The sequence below is a fragment of the Agarivorans sp. 2_MG-2023 genome (assembly GCF_030548085.1).
Taxonomy (GTDB): Bacteria; Pseudomonadota; Gammaproteobacteria; order Enterobacterales; family Celerinatantimonadaceae; genus Agarivorans.
This window is the reverse complement of sequence record NZ_JAUORQ010000013.1, coordinates 53,994-69,827: the sequence shown is the minus strand read 5'-3', so window position 1 is coordinate 69,827 and position 15,834 is coordinate 53,994. Positions and strand designations below refer to the sequence as shown.

Sequence of the window (15,834 nt, the reverse complement as noted above, 5' to 3'; positions counted from 1 at the left end):
AAAAAGGCAGCCTAGGCTGCCTTTTTTATCGCTTAGCACTGCATCAATGATGTTTTAATAAACTCGTGCAAAAACCGTGATTTCTTCCCTATCATGGTAGAGTTGCTTGGCTCTTACTTCATGTTTGAAACCTAACTCACTTAAGCCTTCTCGCAATAGTTCCAAGTCTTGATTAACTTCAGTAAATCGCTGCTTCATTGGCAACTTCAAATTAAACATGGCGTAGCGACACCAACCATTGGCTAACCATTTAAGCATTAATCGCGATACTTTAGCCGGGCGCTCAACCATGTCACACACCAACCAACTTACATTGTCACGCTCAGGTTTATATTTGAACCCATCTTCTCGATAATGCTGCACTTGGCCAGTATCCATTAAAGACTGCGCCATAGGGCCGTTATCCACTGCAGCTACAAACATATTTCGCCTAACCAACTGATAAGTCCAACCACCTGGGCAAGCCCCTAAATCAACAGCATGTTGGCCGTTTTCAATGTATTGCTCGCGCTCTTGTTCATTCAGCAATACCATAAAGGCCTCATCAAGCTTTAGGGTTGAGCGGCTAGGCGCTTCAGATGGAAATTTTAAACGTAGAATACCATTAGGCTGAGCATTACCATTACGAGTATCAGAGTAACCCAGCCAACAATGAGTACCGCTAACGAAAAACAGCTGCATAGCGGGCAGTTTTGGATTGTTTTTTTTAGTCAACCATTGGTGTTTAACTAGCGCGTTTTCTAACGGGCGAGTAAATTTTTTGCAAAAGCTTGATAGTGCTTTTCCGTCGTTAGTGTCTGGGTACTCTAAACGCAAACTCCCGCATCGAGGCAACTTCTGCTCTAGCGCTAAAATAGATGCCACTCGATTCGCTTCATCTAACTGCATTTCCGCCAAGGCTAAAAACCAATGCCGAGCAAATACCAACTCACGAAAATCTATGCTTTGATAAAGACTTACTGAGTGCTCACTTTGGAAACAGCTAAACTCTACAAACCCTTTACCATCACCTGCTTTAGCAAACCCGTAATAGCCTAACTGCTCGGCATGAAACTGGATTTCGGCGGCACAGTCACTCTCAAAACCAGAGCGACAATAAAGGATGATACTACTCATTACTTATACTCTTTGTTGGCAACGCTAAACACAACCAGCCAATAATCAACACCACTCCACCGAGCGGAGTCATTGGCCCAAATATTTTAGCGCCGAAAAAAGCCAAGCAGTATAAGCTACCGGCAAATAACCAACCACCAATAATCCACAATATTGCGCTAAGGCGATACTTATTCAGCACAGCGACCGCCGCCACTAAATGAATAAGCTGGTAGAACACGCCCGTTTCTATCCAGCCAAGCTGTGCGTCACCTAAAAACCGACTAAAGCCATGCGCGGCACCCGCCCCCATTATCACGGTAAATCCGCCGCTTATCGCGAGCAATAAACGAATTGGCCAACTGGCGTTAATTTGATTGCTCATTCTGCGTCTACCAAACCTTCATTCGCAAATTCCTGCTGCTCTTGCTCAACCAGCGAAATCATCCATTCACGAAACGCCACTAACTTGCCCTGCTCTGCTTGGCTCGGTTTACATACCATGTAATAGGCATTTTTACTCAGTAAAACCTGCTCAAAAGGACATACCAAGCGCCCCGCTTCAATCTCTGGCTTAGCCAGCACACTGTGTCCCAGCGCCACACCTTGCCCATAAACTGCAGCCTGCAACACCATGGTTGAGTGAGAAAAGATAGGTCCATGGTTAACATTCATTTGGCGCAACCCCACCAACTTAAACCATTCTTTCCAATCATGGCGGGCGGTATCATGCAATAACGTATGAAACTGCAAATCTTCAGGCTTGGTTAAGGCTTTATCGCCCACCAATAAGCTCGGCGAACATACTGGAACCAAATACTCAGTGTGAAGCTTATCGGCGCGTAAACCAGACCAATTACCTCGCCCATAATAAATAGCTACGTCGACATCTTCGGTTAATGAGCCTTCGTACAAATCTACCGCTTTTATTCGAACATCAATATCGGGATGCATCTCACTAAATTGGGATAAACGTGGTACTAACCATTGAATGGCAAAACTGGGTTGTAAACTAACTGTTATCGTTCCTTTAGCGCCACGAGCAAGTAGCCGATCAGTCGCTTCGGTTAACGATATAAAAATATCTTTAATATCAAGGAAATAGCCCTGGCCTTCTTCGGTCAACAGTAAGGCTCTGTTTTTTCTGCGGAAAAGTTTCAAACCCAAGAACTCTTCTAAGGCTTTGATCTGGTGGCTGACTGCGGCTTGAGTCACAAATAACTCTTCTGCAGCTCGAGTAAAGCTGAGGTGCCTAGCAGCAGCTTCAAACGCTTTTAATGCATTTAAGGGGGGCAAACGACGCGCCATATTAACATCCCATTAACGGATAAGTTTTTCTAATCTATAGGCATTATAAATTATCTATTGTTGTACGACCAGTTGCAGATTAATATGCACACGCAATCAAGCGAAGGGGTCTGACAGAGCGCCTAATATCAAGGTGTTATGTCAGGCCTCTTTAAGTAGTTACCGGATTTGTAATTACTTTGATTGCTATGTTGTGTTTGCATTTGTCGGCCTTTTGCTGACTTCCCTGTTTCTTATTTTGACCCTGTCTGTCAAAAAGAATTTGTAGCCATTGCTTTATGCGATGGCTTTTTTTTGCCTAAAATTCAAGGGCATGAGAAAGCTAGTTACCTTATTAAGCAAACTAAACCAACAATAACCATAAGGCTTTAGCATTAAAAAAAATAATCTTTGATTTTACGCATAAAAACGCTCGGCGCTGTAAACGCTTAAAAGATCATTGCCCTTTATGTTGACGTTGGTAAAAAACCAAACACAGCAAACCAACTAACAAAATAGGCAAAGCGCTGTAATTCACCGCTCGCCAACCAAAGCTTTGCTCTAACCAACCAGCTGATAAAGCCGACACTGCCACCAAAGAAAACACCACAAACTCGTTAACTGCCTGCGCTTTCGCTTTTTCATTCAACTGATAAGACTGAGTAAGCATTTGGGTAGCGCCAATAAACATGAAGTTCCAACCAACACCCAACAAGGTTAAGGCAATAGCGAAGTGGTTAAAGCTAGTCCCTAGAAGGTTCACCAAAACACAAGCAACCATTAGCCCTAATCCCAATAACATGGTTGGAAACAAGCCAATACGCAGTATCAAACGCCCAGTGATAAACGAAGGAGCAAACATACCCAATACATGCCACTCGATAACGGAAGCAGATTGAGCAAAATGATAGCCATGGTGATGCATCGCTAAAGGCGTTGCTGTCATTAGTAAGTTCATAACAAAGTAGCTAACTACGCCCGCCACCACAGCCACTATGTAATTCACCGAGCCAATAATGTCCCTTAAGGGCCGAGCCGCTACTGAGTGTTGATTGCTAGCTGTTTCATCATTGAAGCGAATCATCAGTAGCAAAATTAAGGCGATAATGTAAAGACCAAGCAAACCGACAAAGGCGCCAATAAAAGGTTGCTTAGGCCACCAGGCCTGGCTATAAACTGCGAGACTCGGCCCAATGATTGCCGCAATAACACCGCCAGCCATAATGGCAGAAATGGCCCTTGGTTGTTGCCCCTCAGAGCAAAGCTCTACTGCTGCGAAGCGGTAAAGCATTCCAAAGCCAATTCCTATCCCAAGTAAAAAGGTCGCACAGCTAAACAACATAAATTGCTGTTGGTACAGAGCATATACCGCCAACACTGCGCCGCTAATACCCACTAAGTTACCCAGTACAAAACCCTTCTTTCGCCCAGTAACGCCCATAATAAGAGAAGCAGGAATCGTCGCTAACATTAATCCCAAAAACTGCATCGCAACAGGAAAGGTTACCCACCCAGCGGAAGGCGCGAGCTGTTGGCCAATCAAACCGGTTACAGCTACTAACAATATATTGCCCGTGGTGAGCAAGGCTTGGCATATAGCCAGCATCCATACAAATATATTCAAAACACCCCTCCCTGCAATTAAGCCATCACTATAGAACATTGGTTAAACGAAGGCTGTATTCTTCCCCTTCCTGAAAGATCTTATTTGTTAGCTCCACAATACTTAGGGCGCACGAATCATTATGATGAATAGTGCGAAACCCAAGCAAACGGTCATCGTTTAAAGCTTGGTAAAGCACAAATTTGAAATAGATATAAAAAAGGCGCCCTTAAGGCGCCTGTTTTAATAGGGAGTTATTATTCCCATTCAATGGTAGCTGGTGGCTTTCCAGAGATGTCGTAAACCACACGTGATATACCGTCTATTTCGTTGATAATTCGGTTACTCACATGGCCTAAGAAGTCGTAAGGCAAGTGTGCCCAATGCGCTGTCATAAAGTCGATAGTTTCTACAGCTCGTAGCGATACTACCCAATCGTATTTGCGCGCATCACCCATTACTCCTACCGAACGTACCGGTAGAAACACCGTGAAGGCTTGGCTTACTTTATTGTAAAGATCGTTTTTGTGTAACTCTTCAATGAAGATAGCGTCTGCACGGCGCAGTAAGTCACAGTACTCTTTCTTCACTTCACCTAATACACGAACACCTAAACCAGGCCCAGGGAACGGGTGGCGGTATAACATGTCGTAAGGCAAACCTAGCTCTAGGCCAATTTTACGCACTTCATCTTTAAACAACTCACGTAAAGGTTCAACTAAGCCCATGTCCATATCGTCTGGCAAACCGCCCACGTTATGGTGAGATTTAATCACATGTGCTTTACCGGTTTTAGAAGCCGCTGACTCAATTACGTCTGGGTAAATAGTACCTTGTGCTAGCCACTTGGCATTTTTTAGCTTTTTCGATTCTTCATCAAATACATCAATGAATACGTGGCCAATAATCTTACGTTTCTTCTCTGGGTCACTCTCACCGGCCATCGCTTCTAAAAAGCGACTTTCTGCGTTTACGTGAACAATATTAAGACCGAAGTGGTTACCAAACATGTCCATGACTTGCTGGCCTTCGTTTAAGCGTAGTAATCCATTGTCTACAAATACACAGGTAAGCTTGTCGCCTATAGCACGCTGAATAAGCATCGCAACCACTGATGAGTCTACCCCACCACTAAGGCCAAGAATCACTTCGTCGTCACCCACTTGCTGCTTTATTTGAGCAATTGCGTTTTCGATAATGGATTCAGACGTCCACAAGGCATCACAAGCACAAATTTCTTTAACAAAGTGCTCTAGCATACGTAAACCTTGGCGGGTATGCGTAACTTCAGGGTGAAATTGCACGCCGTAAAAGTTCTTTTCTGGGTGCATCATTGCCGCAAATTCACAACTAGGCGTTTGCGCTACGGTAGTGAATCCTTCAGGGATAGCCGACACTTTGTCGCCGTGGCTCATCCATACATCTAACAAGGCATTACCATTTGGCGCTACCGCATCTTCAATGGCTTTAAACAATGACGATTCAGCTACCACTTCAACTTGTGCGTAGCCAAATTCACGTTGCCCTTCGCCTTGGATTACCGCACCGCCCAGCTGCTCAGACATGGTTTGCATGCCGTAACAAATACCTAATACTGGCACACCCGCGTTAAACACGTATTCTGGCGCGCGTGGCGAGTTATTTTCCGTCACACTTTCTGGTCCGCCGGCTAAAATTATGCCGTTTGGTGCGAACTCGCGAATGTCGGCTTCTTCAACATCCCAACCCCACAATTCACAATAAACACCAATTTCGCGAATGCGACGTGCGATAAGCTGGGTGTATTGCGATCCAAAATCTAAAATTAGAATACGATGTTCGTGGATATCTCTGCTCATAATCACTTACTTTTTAAAAGAGGCTGATAAAACTAAGCGCCTCTCGGCGCTTAGTGGCATATAAGGTAACGGACTTAGCCCATACGGTAGTTAGGGGCTTCTTTAGTAATGGTAACGTCATGAACATGACTCTCACCCATACCCGCGCTGGTTACGCGAACGAACTCAGCTTTAGTATTTAGTTCGTTAATCGTGCCGCAACCAGTTAGCCCCATACATGAACGTAAACCGCCCATTTGCTGGTGAATAATCGCCTTAACAGGGCCTTTATAAGCTACTCGACCTTCAATGCCTTCTGGCACTAATTTATCGGCAGCGTTATCGGTTTGGAAGTAACGATCTGATGAACCTTGAGACATAGCGCCTAAAGAGCCCATTCCGCGGTAAGACTTAAACGAACGACCTTGATACAGCTCAATTTCACCAGGTGCTTCTTCAGTACCCGCAAACATGCTGCCAACCATCACACACGAGGCACCAGCCACTAAAGCTTTAGCGATGTCACCAGAGAAACGGATGCCGCCATCAGCAATAACCGGAATATCGCGGCCTTTTAGTGCTTCGACTGCGTCAGATACAGCAGTAATTTGTGGCACACCTACACCGGTTACGATGCGTGTAGTACAAATTGAACCTGGGCCAATACCCACTTTAACGGCACTTACACCAGCATCTGCTAGGGCTATAGCACCTGCGCCCGTTGCTACGTTCCCGCCAACAATGGCAAGATCAGGGTATTTAGTTCGAGTGGCTTTAATTCTATCGAGCACGCCTTGAGAATGACCGTGTGAAGAGTCTATCAGCAATACATCTACGCCAGCCTCAACCAAGGCATCTACTCGCTCTTCGTTACCCGCACCAGCACCAACAGCAGCACCAACACGCAAGCGACCAAAACTGTCTTTACACGCGTTTGGTTTACGTTCCGCTTTTTTGAAATCTTTTACGGTAATCAAGCCGGTCAATTTAAATGCATCATCAACCACCAACATTTTTTCAATCCGGTGCTCGTGCATCATTTTTTCAACTACATCACGTGAGGTATCAGTGGTAGTAACTAAACGCTCTTTTGGCGTCATAACCTGAGAAACGGTTTTAGTGAAGTCAGTTTCAAAACGCAAGTCACGCCCAGTAACAATACCGACTAAGTCGTTTGCTTCTGTTACCACTGGAAAACCAGCAAAACCATGCATCTGACGTAGCTCAGCAATTTGCCCTAAGGTTAAATCAGGCGTTACGGTGATAGGCTCAAGTACAATACCCGCTTCAAACTTCTTCACTCTGCGCACTTCAGCAGCTTGCTGCTCAATGCTCATGTTTTTGTGAATAAAGCCAACACCGCCTTCTTGAGCGAGTGCAATAGCAAAGTTTGCTTCAGTTACAGTATCCATAGCGGCAGATACCATAGGAATACTTAGCGGAATATCTTTGGTTAGACGTGTCGCCAAATTGGCGGTATTTGGAAGTACTTCTGAGTGAGCAGGAAGTAGTAGTACATCATCGAAGGTTAAGGCTTCTTTGGAAATTCTCAACATAGCAACATTCGCCTAAATCAGTTAATAAAGAGGTAAAATATTGCGGACGGATTATAGGTATAAAGCTGGCCAAGGTAAAACGAAAAATGTTATTTTCTTACATTATTTTCTACTTTCCTTCGAGTTAACTGATGAAATCTAGTCAAATAACCAATAATGTTCTGAGTGTTAGTCAGTTAAACCAGCAAGTTAGACGTTTACTAGAAAATTCTATCGGTACGATTTGGTTAGAAGGTGAAATATCTAATTTTTCTACACCATTTTCGGGGCATTGGTATTTTAGTTTAAAGGACCACTCAGCGCAGGTGCGTTGTGCAATGTTTAAAGGCGCTAACCGCAAGGTAGTATTCAAGCCCGAGTCGGGTATGAAAGTGCTGGTGAAAGCCAAAATAACCATGTACGAGCCTCGTGGTGACTATCAGCTGATTGCAGAAGCTATTCACCCCTCGGGTGATGGCGCGATGCAACAGGCTTATGAACAGCTAAAAATGAAGCTAGCCGCCGAAGGGCTATTCGCTGATGCCGAGAAACAAGTACTCCCCGAGTATCCTAGCTGCATTGGTGTAGTTAGTTCAGCGTCAGGGGCTGCGCTACAAGACATTCTAACGGTGTTAGAGCGCCGTGCGCCAGCAACCAAAGTGATTGTGTATCCGGCATCAGTGCAAGGCGAGCTAGCGGCTCCACAGCTTATTGAGATGATAGAACTGGCTAATCAGCGAGACGAAACCGACATACTCATTGTTGGCCGTGGTGGAGGCTCTAAAGAAGACTTATGGGCTTTTAATGATGAGCAACTGGCCAGAACTATTTTTGATTCAAACATACCGATTATCTCAGCGGTAGGCCATGAGGTAGACGACAGCATTAGTGATTTGGTGGCCGATGTACGAGCAGCCACCCCATCAGCCGCGGCTGAAATTGTAAGCCAGCAAGCCAGTCACATCCCTCAGCGCATGACGCATTTAAAGCAACAACTAGCAATGCATGCCATGCACAGCTTTAGACAACAGCAAATTTGTTTGGCACAGCTCAATCATCGTATTCAGGCCCTATCGCCAGTTCATGTATTAGAACAGCAGCAGCAAAGGTTTGATGAGCTAGCACATCGTTTAAGCCTTTCACTTAATCAACAAATCTCTAATGGTGAGCTTCGTCATGGTCAACTCAAGGCGCGTTTAAAACACTCGCTAATTGAACGAAAAGTTGAACGACAACAACAACGTGTATATGAGCAGCGCCAGCGATTGCTTAACGCTAGCCAACAACTGATTGACCAACAGCAGCAGCAACTCGCCGGCATTTGTCGCCAATTAGATAGTCTCAGCCCATTAAAGGTGCTAGATCGCGGTTTTACCTTGGTGACTCACCAAGATAAATTGGTAAAGCATGCGGCAGAGCTTAAACAGGGCGACGTAGTAAAACTGAAATTTTCTGACGATAACCTTAATGCGACTATTTGCTCCTAACACTAATTGTTTTAAACACTAAGTCACAACTAGTGATTCAAATGTCAAAATTAATGGGATTATAGCTAAAACTGGCATAAGATTAGGGGGACTAAACCGGACATCTAGTTGGTTTGAAGTGTAACTGGAAGGACGACCAAGCCCGCTAAAGAGGCGAAGCGACCATTCTTGGTAACTAACTAGCCATTAAATAAAGAAAATTAGCAGCAATACTATGAATTCATTGGATAGCACCAAGGAGCGTGAGCTAACCAGCGTTGATAACAGGGAACAGTTGATCGGTATGATTTATCGAGCGGCAGCAGAACCTGAATATTGGCCTGACCTGCTAGAGCACCTTTATATGATGCCAGAACTTCAGCGAACTGAAGCCCCTGGTAAGCAAGATAACTCCTCGGCAAAACTGAGCCAAATGTTGGACGCAGTCTCGCCGCAACTCTCGATGGCCCAAAGCCAGTACTCTGAACGCAATCAACTGCTGTTGGAGCATTTCAATCAAGCCTTAAACATTGCTAAACGCATTTATCAGCTTGAAGAAAAAAATCATTCGCTTAACTCGCTACTTGATCATATTCCGGTCGGCGTGATTTTAGTTAACGCTCAAAGTGAAATTTTGCTTACCAACGAGCTGGCAGAAGAAACCCTGCAGCTTGGCCAAGGTTTATATCAAAAGAATAAAAACTTGGTGACCCAGCAAAGCGAATCTACTGAGTTACTTAAGCAATATGTTGAAGAATTGTCTTCGTTAGGGCCTAACGAATCAAGCAGTCGAGGTTTGCCTATTCAGGTAAACAACGAAACCGACGTGCAAACCATGGTTATTTTAAGCCCAGTCAATCACCTTCAAGATCCCTTACTTGAGCGTAATGCCAGCGTAGTGGTATTTATTTCACCTTCTCGGCCTGATGTAGAGCTCGATTTAGCCGCCTTTGCCGATGGTTACAAACTCACGCCTAAAGAAGCGCGAATTGTTAATTACATCGCCCAAGGTATGTCTCCACCCGACATTGCTGACAAGATATTTGTAAGCTACAACACGGTGCGAACACAGCTAAAATCGGTATTCAAAAAAACCGGTGTAAGCAGCCAAAGTGAACTTGCCAGTCTAGTGTTAACTGGTCCATGGGGAATGCTATCGCAAAGTAGCCGCCATTTTGATTTTGGCACACCTCAAGACAGCAATGCACGCTACTTCAGACTTCCGGATGAGCGCAAACTTTGTTATCAAGAGTTCGGTGACCCAAAAGGCAAACCCGTAGTGTATTGCCACAGCATCTTAGGTTGTCGCTTAGAAAACTTTTTTGACCAAGTAGATATCGCTGCTCAACTGGGAATTCGATTGATTTCTATCGACCGACCGGGCTTTGGTGGCTCTGACTACCATGAGAGTTACAGTTTTGTGCAATGGACCGCTGATCTAAAAGCGCTGCTAGAGCACTTAAACCTCGCTAAGGTTGAGTTATTAGGTTATGCCACTGGTGGGGTTTACGCGGCCTGTAGCGCAGCTAAAATTCCCGACATGGTTAGCCATTTAACTATCGTTAGCTCAGGTGATGCACTAACTTATGATAGTGACTATAAGGCTACCGCTAAGCTTTATCGTATGCACATGAAACTAGCACGTGACTTCCCTAATATGCACCGCTTATTCACCAACATTTTGGACAAAGGTCTACACAAAGATCCTAACAAACTGTTTAAGGTGCTCGCTCGCGATTTAGAGGGAACCGATGTAGAGCTGTTTGAAAGCCCAATGTTCAAAGAAAAGTTTGGCCGTTATTTAATGGAATCGAAAGTCCAAGGCGGTAATGCCTTTTCCGATGAGGTTCGCCAAGTAATGGCACCTTGGGGCTTTGAGATTGAAGATGTAAAAGTAGCTACCCAACTCTTTCATGGCGAAAACGACAAACATATACCGCTAACCTTAGCAGAACGCTTTATTGCTCGAGCAAAAAATGCACGTTTAGAGGTGATACCTGAGTTAGGCCATTACATGATTTATCAACATTGGCCTGCAATCTTAGAAAGTATTGCCAAGCGAAAAAGCTAGTTATAAACAAACAATAAAAAAGACGGCCATGGCCGTCTTTTTTATTAAGCTAAACGCTCAAACCGCCGTATCACGGCCCGCTTAGACTTCAGTTCATTACAGCTATTACAAAAGTAATCCACTGCGCCACAGGCTTTTAACTTTTCCAACTCGGCATCACATTTATCACAGTGAACTCGTTGTAAAAATTGATGATGACAACCGCCACACAACCAATGGTCGTGTTCGTGCTGCAATTCGCCGTCACATTCTGGGCAAGCAATTTCAATACTCATGGCTAACTCCAATTATTTCTTTTTGTACCGACTTACAGTTTGCATCTTTTTACGGCGACGTTCTTGCGCCAGAGTAAGTTTTGACTTCTTCTCTGAAAATGGGTTTTCGCCTTCTTTAAATTCTACGCGAATAGGCGTACCCATAATCTCTAAAGCTTTACGGTAATAATTCATCAAGTAGCGCTTATATGCATCGGGCAACGAGTTTACTTGATTACCATGAACCACAATGCGCGGAGGATTGTAACCACCTGCGTGAGCATAACGTAATTTAACCCTACGACCGCGCACTAACGGCGGCTGGTGGTCGTCTTGAGCCATTTGCATGATACGTGTCAACATCGAAGTAGAAACGCGCTTAGTGGCGCTACTGTATGCCTCTTGAACGCTTTCGTACAAGTGACCAACACCAGTACCGTGCAAAGCAGAGATGAAATGAACACGTGCAAAATCAATAAAGCCTAAACGGCGATCTAATTCTGTTTTAATACGCTCTTTATGGTCGTTGTCTAAACCATCCCATTTGTTCACTGCAAGCACTAAAGCACGACCAGCATTAAGCACAAAACCTAACAAGCTTAAGTCTTGATCAGAGATACCGTCTTTAGCATCAATCACCAACATCACGACGTTAGCATCTTCAATGGCTTTAAGCGTTTTAATTACTGAGAACTTCTCAACAACTTCTGTCACTTTGCCACGTTTACGTACTCCCGCCGTATCAATCAAAATGTAGTCTTGATCTTCACGCTGCATCGGTATGTAAATACTGTCACGTGTGGTACCCGGCATGTCGTAAACAACAACCCGGTCTTCACCTAAAATCCGGTTTGTTAGCGTTGATTTACCCACGTTCGGACGACCCACAATCGCTAACTTAATCGGCAAATCAGCAAACTTTTGAGCGAGCTCATCCAGTTCAGATTCACTCATCTCGCGAGTCTCATCTAAGCTAGGCTCTAATTCGTCAGATTGTAGCTCTGCCTGCTCGGTAACAAACGGGCGTAAAGCTTCTTCGAGTAGCATGTTTACGCCACGACCATGAGCCGCTGCAATGTGGTGAACCTCACCAAGGGCTAAAGCGTAGAACTCGCCACAAGCTGCATCAGCATCAATACCGTCAGTTTTATTGGCCACCAAGAAAATTTTCTTTTCTTGTTTGCGTAGATGATGCGCAATCGCTTCATCCGCAACTGTCATGCCCGAACGAGCATCAACCAAAAATAACACGGCATCAGCTTCTTCAATGGCTTGCAACGATTGCTGCGCCATCATCGCATCGATACCTTCTTCATCACCATCGATACCACCGGTATCAATAACAATGAATTCTTGCTCGGCTACTTTAGCTTGTCCGTACTTGCGGTCGCGAGTAAGTCCAGGAAAGTCGGCTACTAGCGCATCCCTGCTGCGTGTAAGGCGATTAAATAATGTAGATTTGCCAACGTTTGGGCGTCCCACTAAGGCAACAACAGGAAGCATAAGGGCCTCATTTTTTAGAATACATGACATGACAAAGGCTCATGATCAATTAATCATGAGCCTTTTGTACACAATTATAACAACTTAACTGCGATCTAGCGCAATTAGCTTACCATTTCGTGTTTGAACGATAATTTTGTCGGAGGTTACCACAGGCGCAACATATAAGCCGCTTTTATCTACTAACATTTTGCTAGTAAATTCACCGGTTTCTCGGTTTATCCAATATAAGTAACCTTCGCTGTCGCCAACGATGATTTGATTACCGTCTATCGCTGGTGCGGTAACAATGCGGTAAGACAGTGCACCTTGGGTCCACTGTTCAACACCATTATTGCGCTCAATGCTATAAACATTGTCGCTCACATCGGTAACAAACAAGCTTAAGCCCGCAGTTGCTAAGTTTTGGTAGGCAGAGTAACTACGTCTCCATTGCTCTTCACCACTGCGTAAATTTACCGACACAAGGTTGCCGTTGTAAGCTACAGCATATAGCTGCGAGCCGACTAACACTGGACGACTATCTACATCGACAATGCGGTCAATTTCAGTAGAGCCTTTAGGCTGAGCAAGCTTGCTTTCAAATAATAACTGGCCACTTTCTAACAAGTACAAACCAATCTTACCGTCACTACGGCCTAAAATGATTGCGCCATTAGAAATAACCGCTGGCGCTTTACTTCGTAATGACAACGAAGGTTGGTCGATTTTAATGTCCCACTTTTGCTCACCACTGTGCGCATCAAGAGCCACTAAATGACCATTACTGGTCATTACCACTACCACACTATCTTCTACAGCAGGGTTTGCTAGTACTTCGCCAGACACGGCGGCTTGCCAAACAATCTCGCCTGTTTCAGCATCTAAGGCAAATACATCAGCATTTTCAGTACCAAGATAAATACGTTTGTAAGCTGCAGTTAAACCGCCAGAAACACGCGCATTAGGCGTGTTACCTGAGAAGCGATTGTTACTTTCAACTTTGGAAAGGTTTTGTTGCCATAGACGTTCACCATTTAAGTCAAAAGCACGGATCTCGCCAAAACGGGAGGCAGCAAATACAGAATCGTAAGCCACCACCGGGGACAAGGCCGAAAAGTATTTCTCTACACCATCGCCTACTCGAGTTTCCCACTGCTTAGCCACCGTAAACTGGTTGCTAAACTCTGGCACTGGTGCCATTTGTACAACATCTTCTTCAGAGTTGAACAAAGAACAAGCTGACAAACCAACAAGTAAACAAGCTAAGCTGACACTACGCCAAGCTTTAACCATTAGCGGCCTCAACTTCAGTTAGGTCGTTCAATTTAAGGTTTACGCTAGGATCTTGCTCTGCGGCACCGGCAGCGACTGCTGCTTGGTATGCTTGACGAGCCATCGCACTTTCACCTTGTTGAAGGTAAATATCACCTTTAATAACTTCAACGGTCGCCACTAAAGCCGGGTCACTGACCAACTCTAAACTTGCTAGCGCGTCGTCAAATGCAGCTTGTTGAGCCTGTACACGTGCTAACCGTGTATAAACCATACCTTTCAGCTCTTCAGGTGCGCCATCTAAAGCCAACTGAAGTTGTGTTTGGGCTTGTGCAAAATCTTCTTTAGCCACTAACTCTTTGGCTAACAACAAAGAAGCAAACACTGAATAATTCTTGTCGCCTTGATTAGCTGCGACATAATTAACTAAAGGAGTGAGTTCTTCTGAATTAAGCGCTAATTGAGTAACAGCTTGCTCGTAGGCATCTGAAGCAGCTTCTTGCTGACTAACCTGATACTCACCAAAATAACGCCAGCCAAATACTGCTGCTAAACCTAATACAGAACCGCCGATCACTGATGTTCCATTCTTTTTCCACCAATCTTTGATGGCTTGAACTTGCTGTTCCTCAGTAGAATAAATGTCCACTGTCTCTCCTTAACTAAACTAATACGGTATTAAGCAAAGCAACTAACTCAGATTGAGCGATGCACTGCTGCTGAATATCTTGACGCAGGTACTTAACGGTAACCTGCTGATTGGCCAACTCATCATCGCCGATGATTAGCGCTACTTTCGCGCCTGATTTATCAGCACGCTTAAATTGTTTCTTAAAGTTACCACCGCCACAGTGGCTCATCACCCGCACAGAGGGTAACGCATCTCGCAATTGTTCAGCTAATGAAAATGCAGCTCCAAGTGTCCCTTCTCCAGCATTGATCACATAAACATCGGCGCCTGTCGGTAAATCACCCAATAGTTCCAGCGTTTCCAACAGTAATACTAAACGCTCCATACCCATGGCAAAACCAACAGCAGGAGTGGCTTTACCACCTAGTTGTTCAACTAAGCCATCGTATCGGCCGCCAGCACACACCGTACCTTGTGAACCCAGGCTGCTGGTTACCCATTCAAATACGGTGCGGTTGTAATAATCTAAACCTCGTACTAAACGAGGATTTATTGTGTACTCGATACCCGCGTTATCAAGCAAAGAACGTAATTTATCAAAGTGCTCTACGCTTTCTTGATCGAGGTACTCATTTAAACTCGGTGCATCAGCTAATGCCGCTTGAACCTCTGGGTTCTTGCTGTCTAATACACGTAGAGGGTTATCGTACATACGACGTTTAGCATCTTCATCCAGCGCGTCTTTATGCAATTCTAAGTAAGCGATTAAAGCATCACGGTAGTTAGCGCGCGCTTCGTTAGAGCCTAAGCTGTTTAGCTCCAATGTAACGTGTTTTTCTAAGCCAAAGGCTTTCCAAAAACGCGCCGACAACATAATCACTTCAGCATCAATATCAGCGCTTGCAATACCAAACGACTCGATACCTACTTGATGGAACTGACGATAGCGGCCTTTCTGCGGTCGCTCATGGCGAAACATTGGTCCCATATACCAAAGGCGTTGCTCTTGGTTATACAGTAAACCTGCTTGATTACCTGCACGTACACAACTTGCTGTACCTTCTGGGCGCAGGGTTAAGCTGTCGCCATTGCGGTCGTCAAAAGTGTACATTTCTTTTTCAACGATATCGGTTACTTCACCGATAGAGCGCTTAAACAAATCTGTACTTTCAACAATTGGCATTCTAATTTCGTTGTAACCGTAAGCGGCAACCACGTCACGGATAACTGATTCTACCTTTTGCCAAGCAGGTGTATCACTTGGAAGGCAATCATTCATGCCGCGTATTGCTTGTATTTGTTTAGCCACATTAATCTC

Annotated in this window: 13 protein-coding genes; 2 read left to right on the top strand and 11 right to left on the bottom strand. The window is 44.6% G+C overall.

Features of this window, described 5'->3' with window-relative positions:
• Positions 1-54 precede the first annotated feature (54 nt).
• From rlmM to guaB, 6 genes are all read right to left on the bottom strand, one after another.
• Positions 55-1,116, bottom strand: coding sequence for a 23S rRNA (cytidine(2498)-2'-O)-methyltransferase RlmM (rlmM, locus tag Q4549_RS17965; RefSeq protein ID WP_303553780.1), 1,062 nt, complete (start codon positions 1,114-1,116; stop codon positions 55-57).
• A complete protein-coding gene (locus Q4549_RS17960; protein ID WP_303514904.1) occupies positions 1,109-1,480 on the bottom strand; it encodes a DUF423 domain-containing protein in 372 nt (123 codons plus the stop codon). Before Q4549_RS17960 ends, rlmM begins: the two co-directional genes overlap by 8 nt.
• Positions 1,477-2,403 (bottom strand): transcriptional regulator GcvA, encoded by a 927-nt coding sequence (locus Q4549_RS17955; RefSeq protein ID WP_137672826.1) that lies wholly within the window; start codon positions 2,401-2,403, stop codon positions 1,477-1,479. The genes Q4549_RS17960 and Q4549_RS17955 overlap by 4 nt, the downstream gene beginning before the upstream one ends.
• Positions 2,404-2,839: 436 nt before the next feature.
• Positions 2,840-4,006 (bottom strand): MFS transporter, encoded by a 1,167-nt coding sequence (locus Q4549_RS17950; protein WP_303553779.1) that lies wholly within the window; start codon positions 4,004-4,006, stop codon positions 2,840-2,842.
• A 236-nt stretch (positions 4,007-4,242) separates the two neighbouring features.
• A complete protein-coding gene (gene guaA, locus Q4549_RS17945) occupies positions 4,243-5,823 on the bottom strand; it encodes a glutamine-hydrolyzing GMP synthase (protein ID WP_303553778.1) in 1,581 nt (526 codons plus the stop codon).
• Between the two features lie 74 nt (positions 5,824-5,897).
• Entirely contained in the window at positions 5,898-7,358 is a 1,461-nt protein-coding gene (gene guaB, locus Q4549_RS17940; protein WP_303553777.1) for an IMP dehydrogenase, read from the bottom strand.
• A 131-nt stretch (positions 7,359-7,489) separates the two neighbouring features.
• Here guaB and xseA point away from each other — a divergent pair, with 131 nt between their 5' ends.
• Together xseA and Q4549_RS17930 are read left to right on the top strand one after the other, a co-directional pair.
• Positions 7,490-8,824: an exodeoxyribonuclease VII large subunit gene (xseA, locus tag Q4549_RS17935; RefSeq protein ID WP_303553776.1), complete on the top strand. Its 1,335-nt coding sequence runs from the start codon at positions 7,490-7,492 to the stop codon at positions 8,822-8,824.
• Positions 8,825-9,038: 214 nt separating this feature from the next.
• Complete coding sequence (locus Q4549_RS17930; RefSeq protein WP_303553775.1) at positions 9,039-10,874, top strand: alpha/beta fold hydrolase; 1,836 nt, start codon at positions 9,039-9,041, stop codon at positions 10,872-10,874.
• A gap of 44 nt (positions 10,875-10,918) precedes the next feature.
• Here the strand turns inward: Q4549_RS17930 and Q4549_RS17925 are convergent, their stop codons facing one another.
• From Q4549_RS17925 to hisS, 5 genes are all read right to left on the bottom strand, one after another.
• A complete protein-coding gene (locus Q4549_RS17925; RefSeq protein WP_303553774.1) occupies positions 10,919-11,149 on the bottom strand; it encodes a zinc ribbon domain-containing protein in 231 nt (76 codons plus the stop codon).
• Between the two features lie 12 nt (positions 11,150-11,161).
• Positions 11,162-12,631, bottom strand: a complete 1,470-nt coding sequence (der, locus tag Q4549_RS17920; RefSeq protein ID WP_137672819.1) for a ribosome biogenesis GTPase Der — start codon at positions 12,629-12,631, stop codon at positions 11,162-11,164.
• An 84-nt stretch (positions 12,632-12,715) separates the two neighbouring features.
• Positions 12,716-13,906 carry an outer membrane protein assembly factor BamB gene (gene bamB / locus Q4549_RS17915; protein ID WP_303553773.1) on the bottom strand — a complete coding sequence of 397 codons (1,191 nt, stop codon included), beginning with the start codon at positions 13,904-13,906 and terminating at the stop codon, positions 12,716-12,718.
• On the bottom strand, positions 13,899-14,534 hold the full coding sequence (locus Q4549_RS17910; protein ID WP_303553772.1) for a tetratricopeptide repeat protein: 636 nt from the start codon (positions 14,532-14,534) through the stop codon (positions 13,899-13,901). The genes bamB and Q4549_RS17910 overlap by 8 nt, the downstream gene beginning before the upstream one ends.
• Positions 14,535-14,547: 13 nt before the next feature.
• On the bottom strand, positions 14,548-15,825 hold the full coding sequence (gene hisS, locus Q4549_RS17905; protein WP_303553771.1) for a histidine--tRNA ligase: 1,278 nt from the start codon (positions 15,823-15,825) through the stop codon (positions 14,548-14,550).
• Between the last annotated feature and the right edge of the window lie 9 nt (positions 15,826-15,834).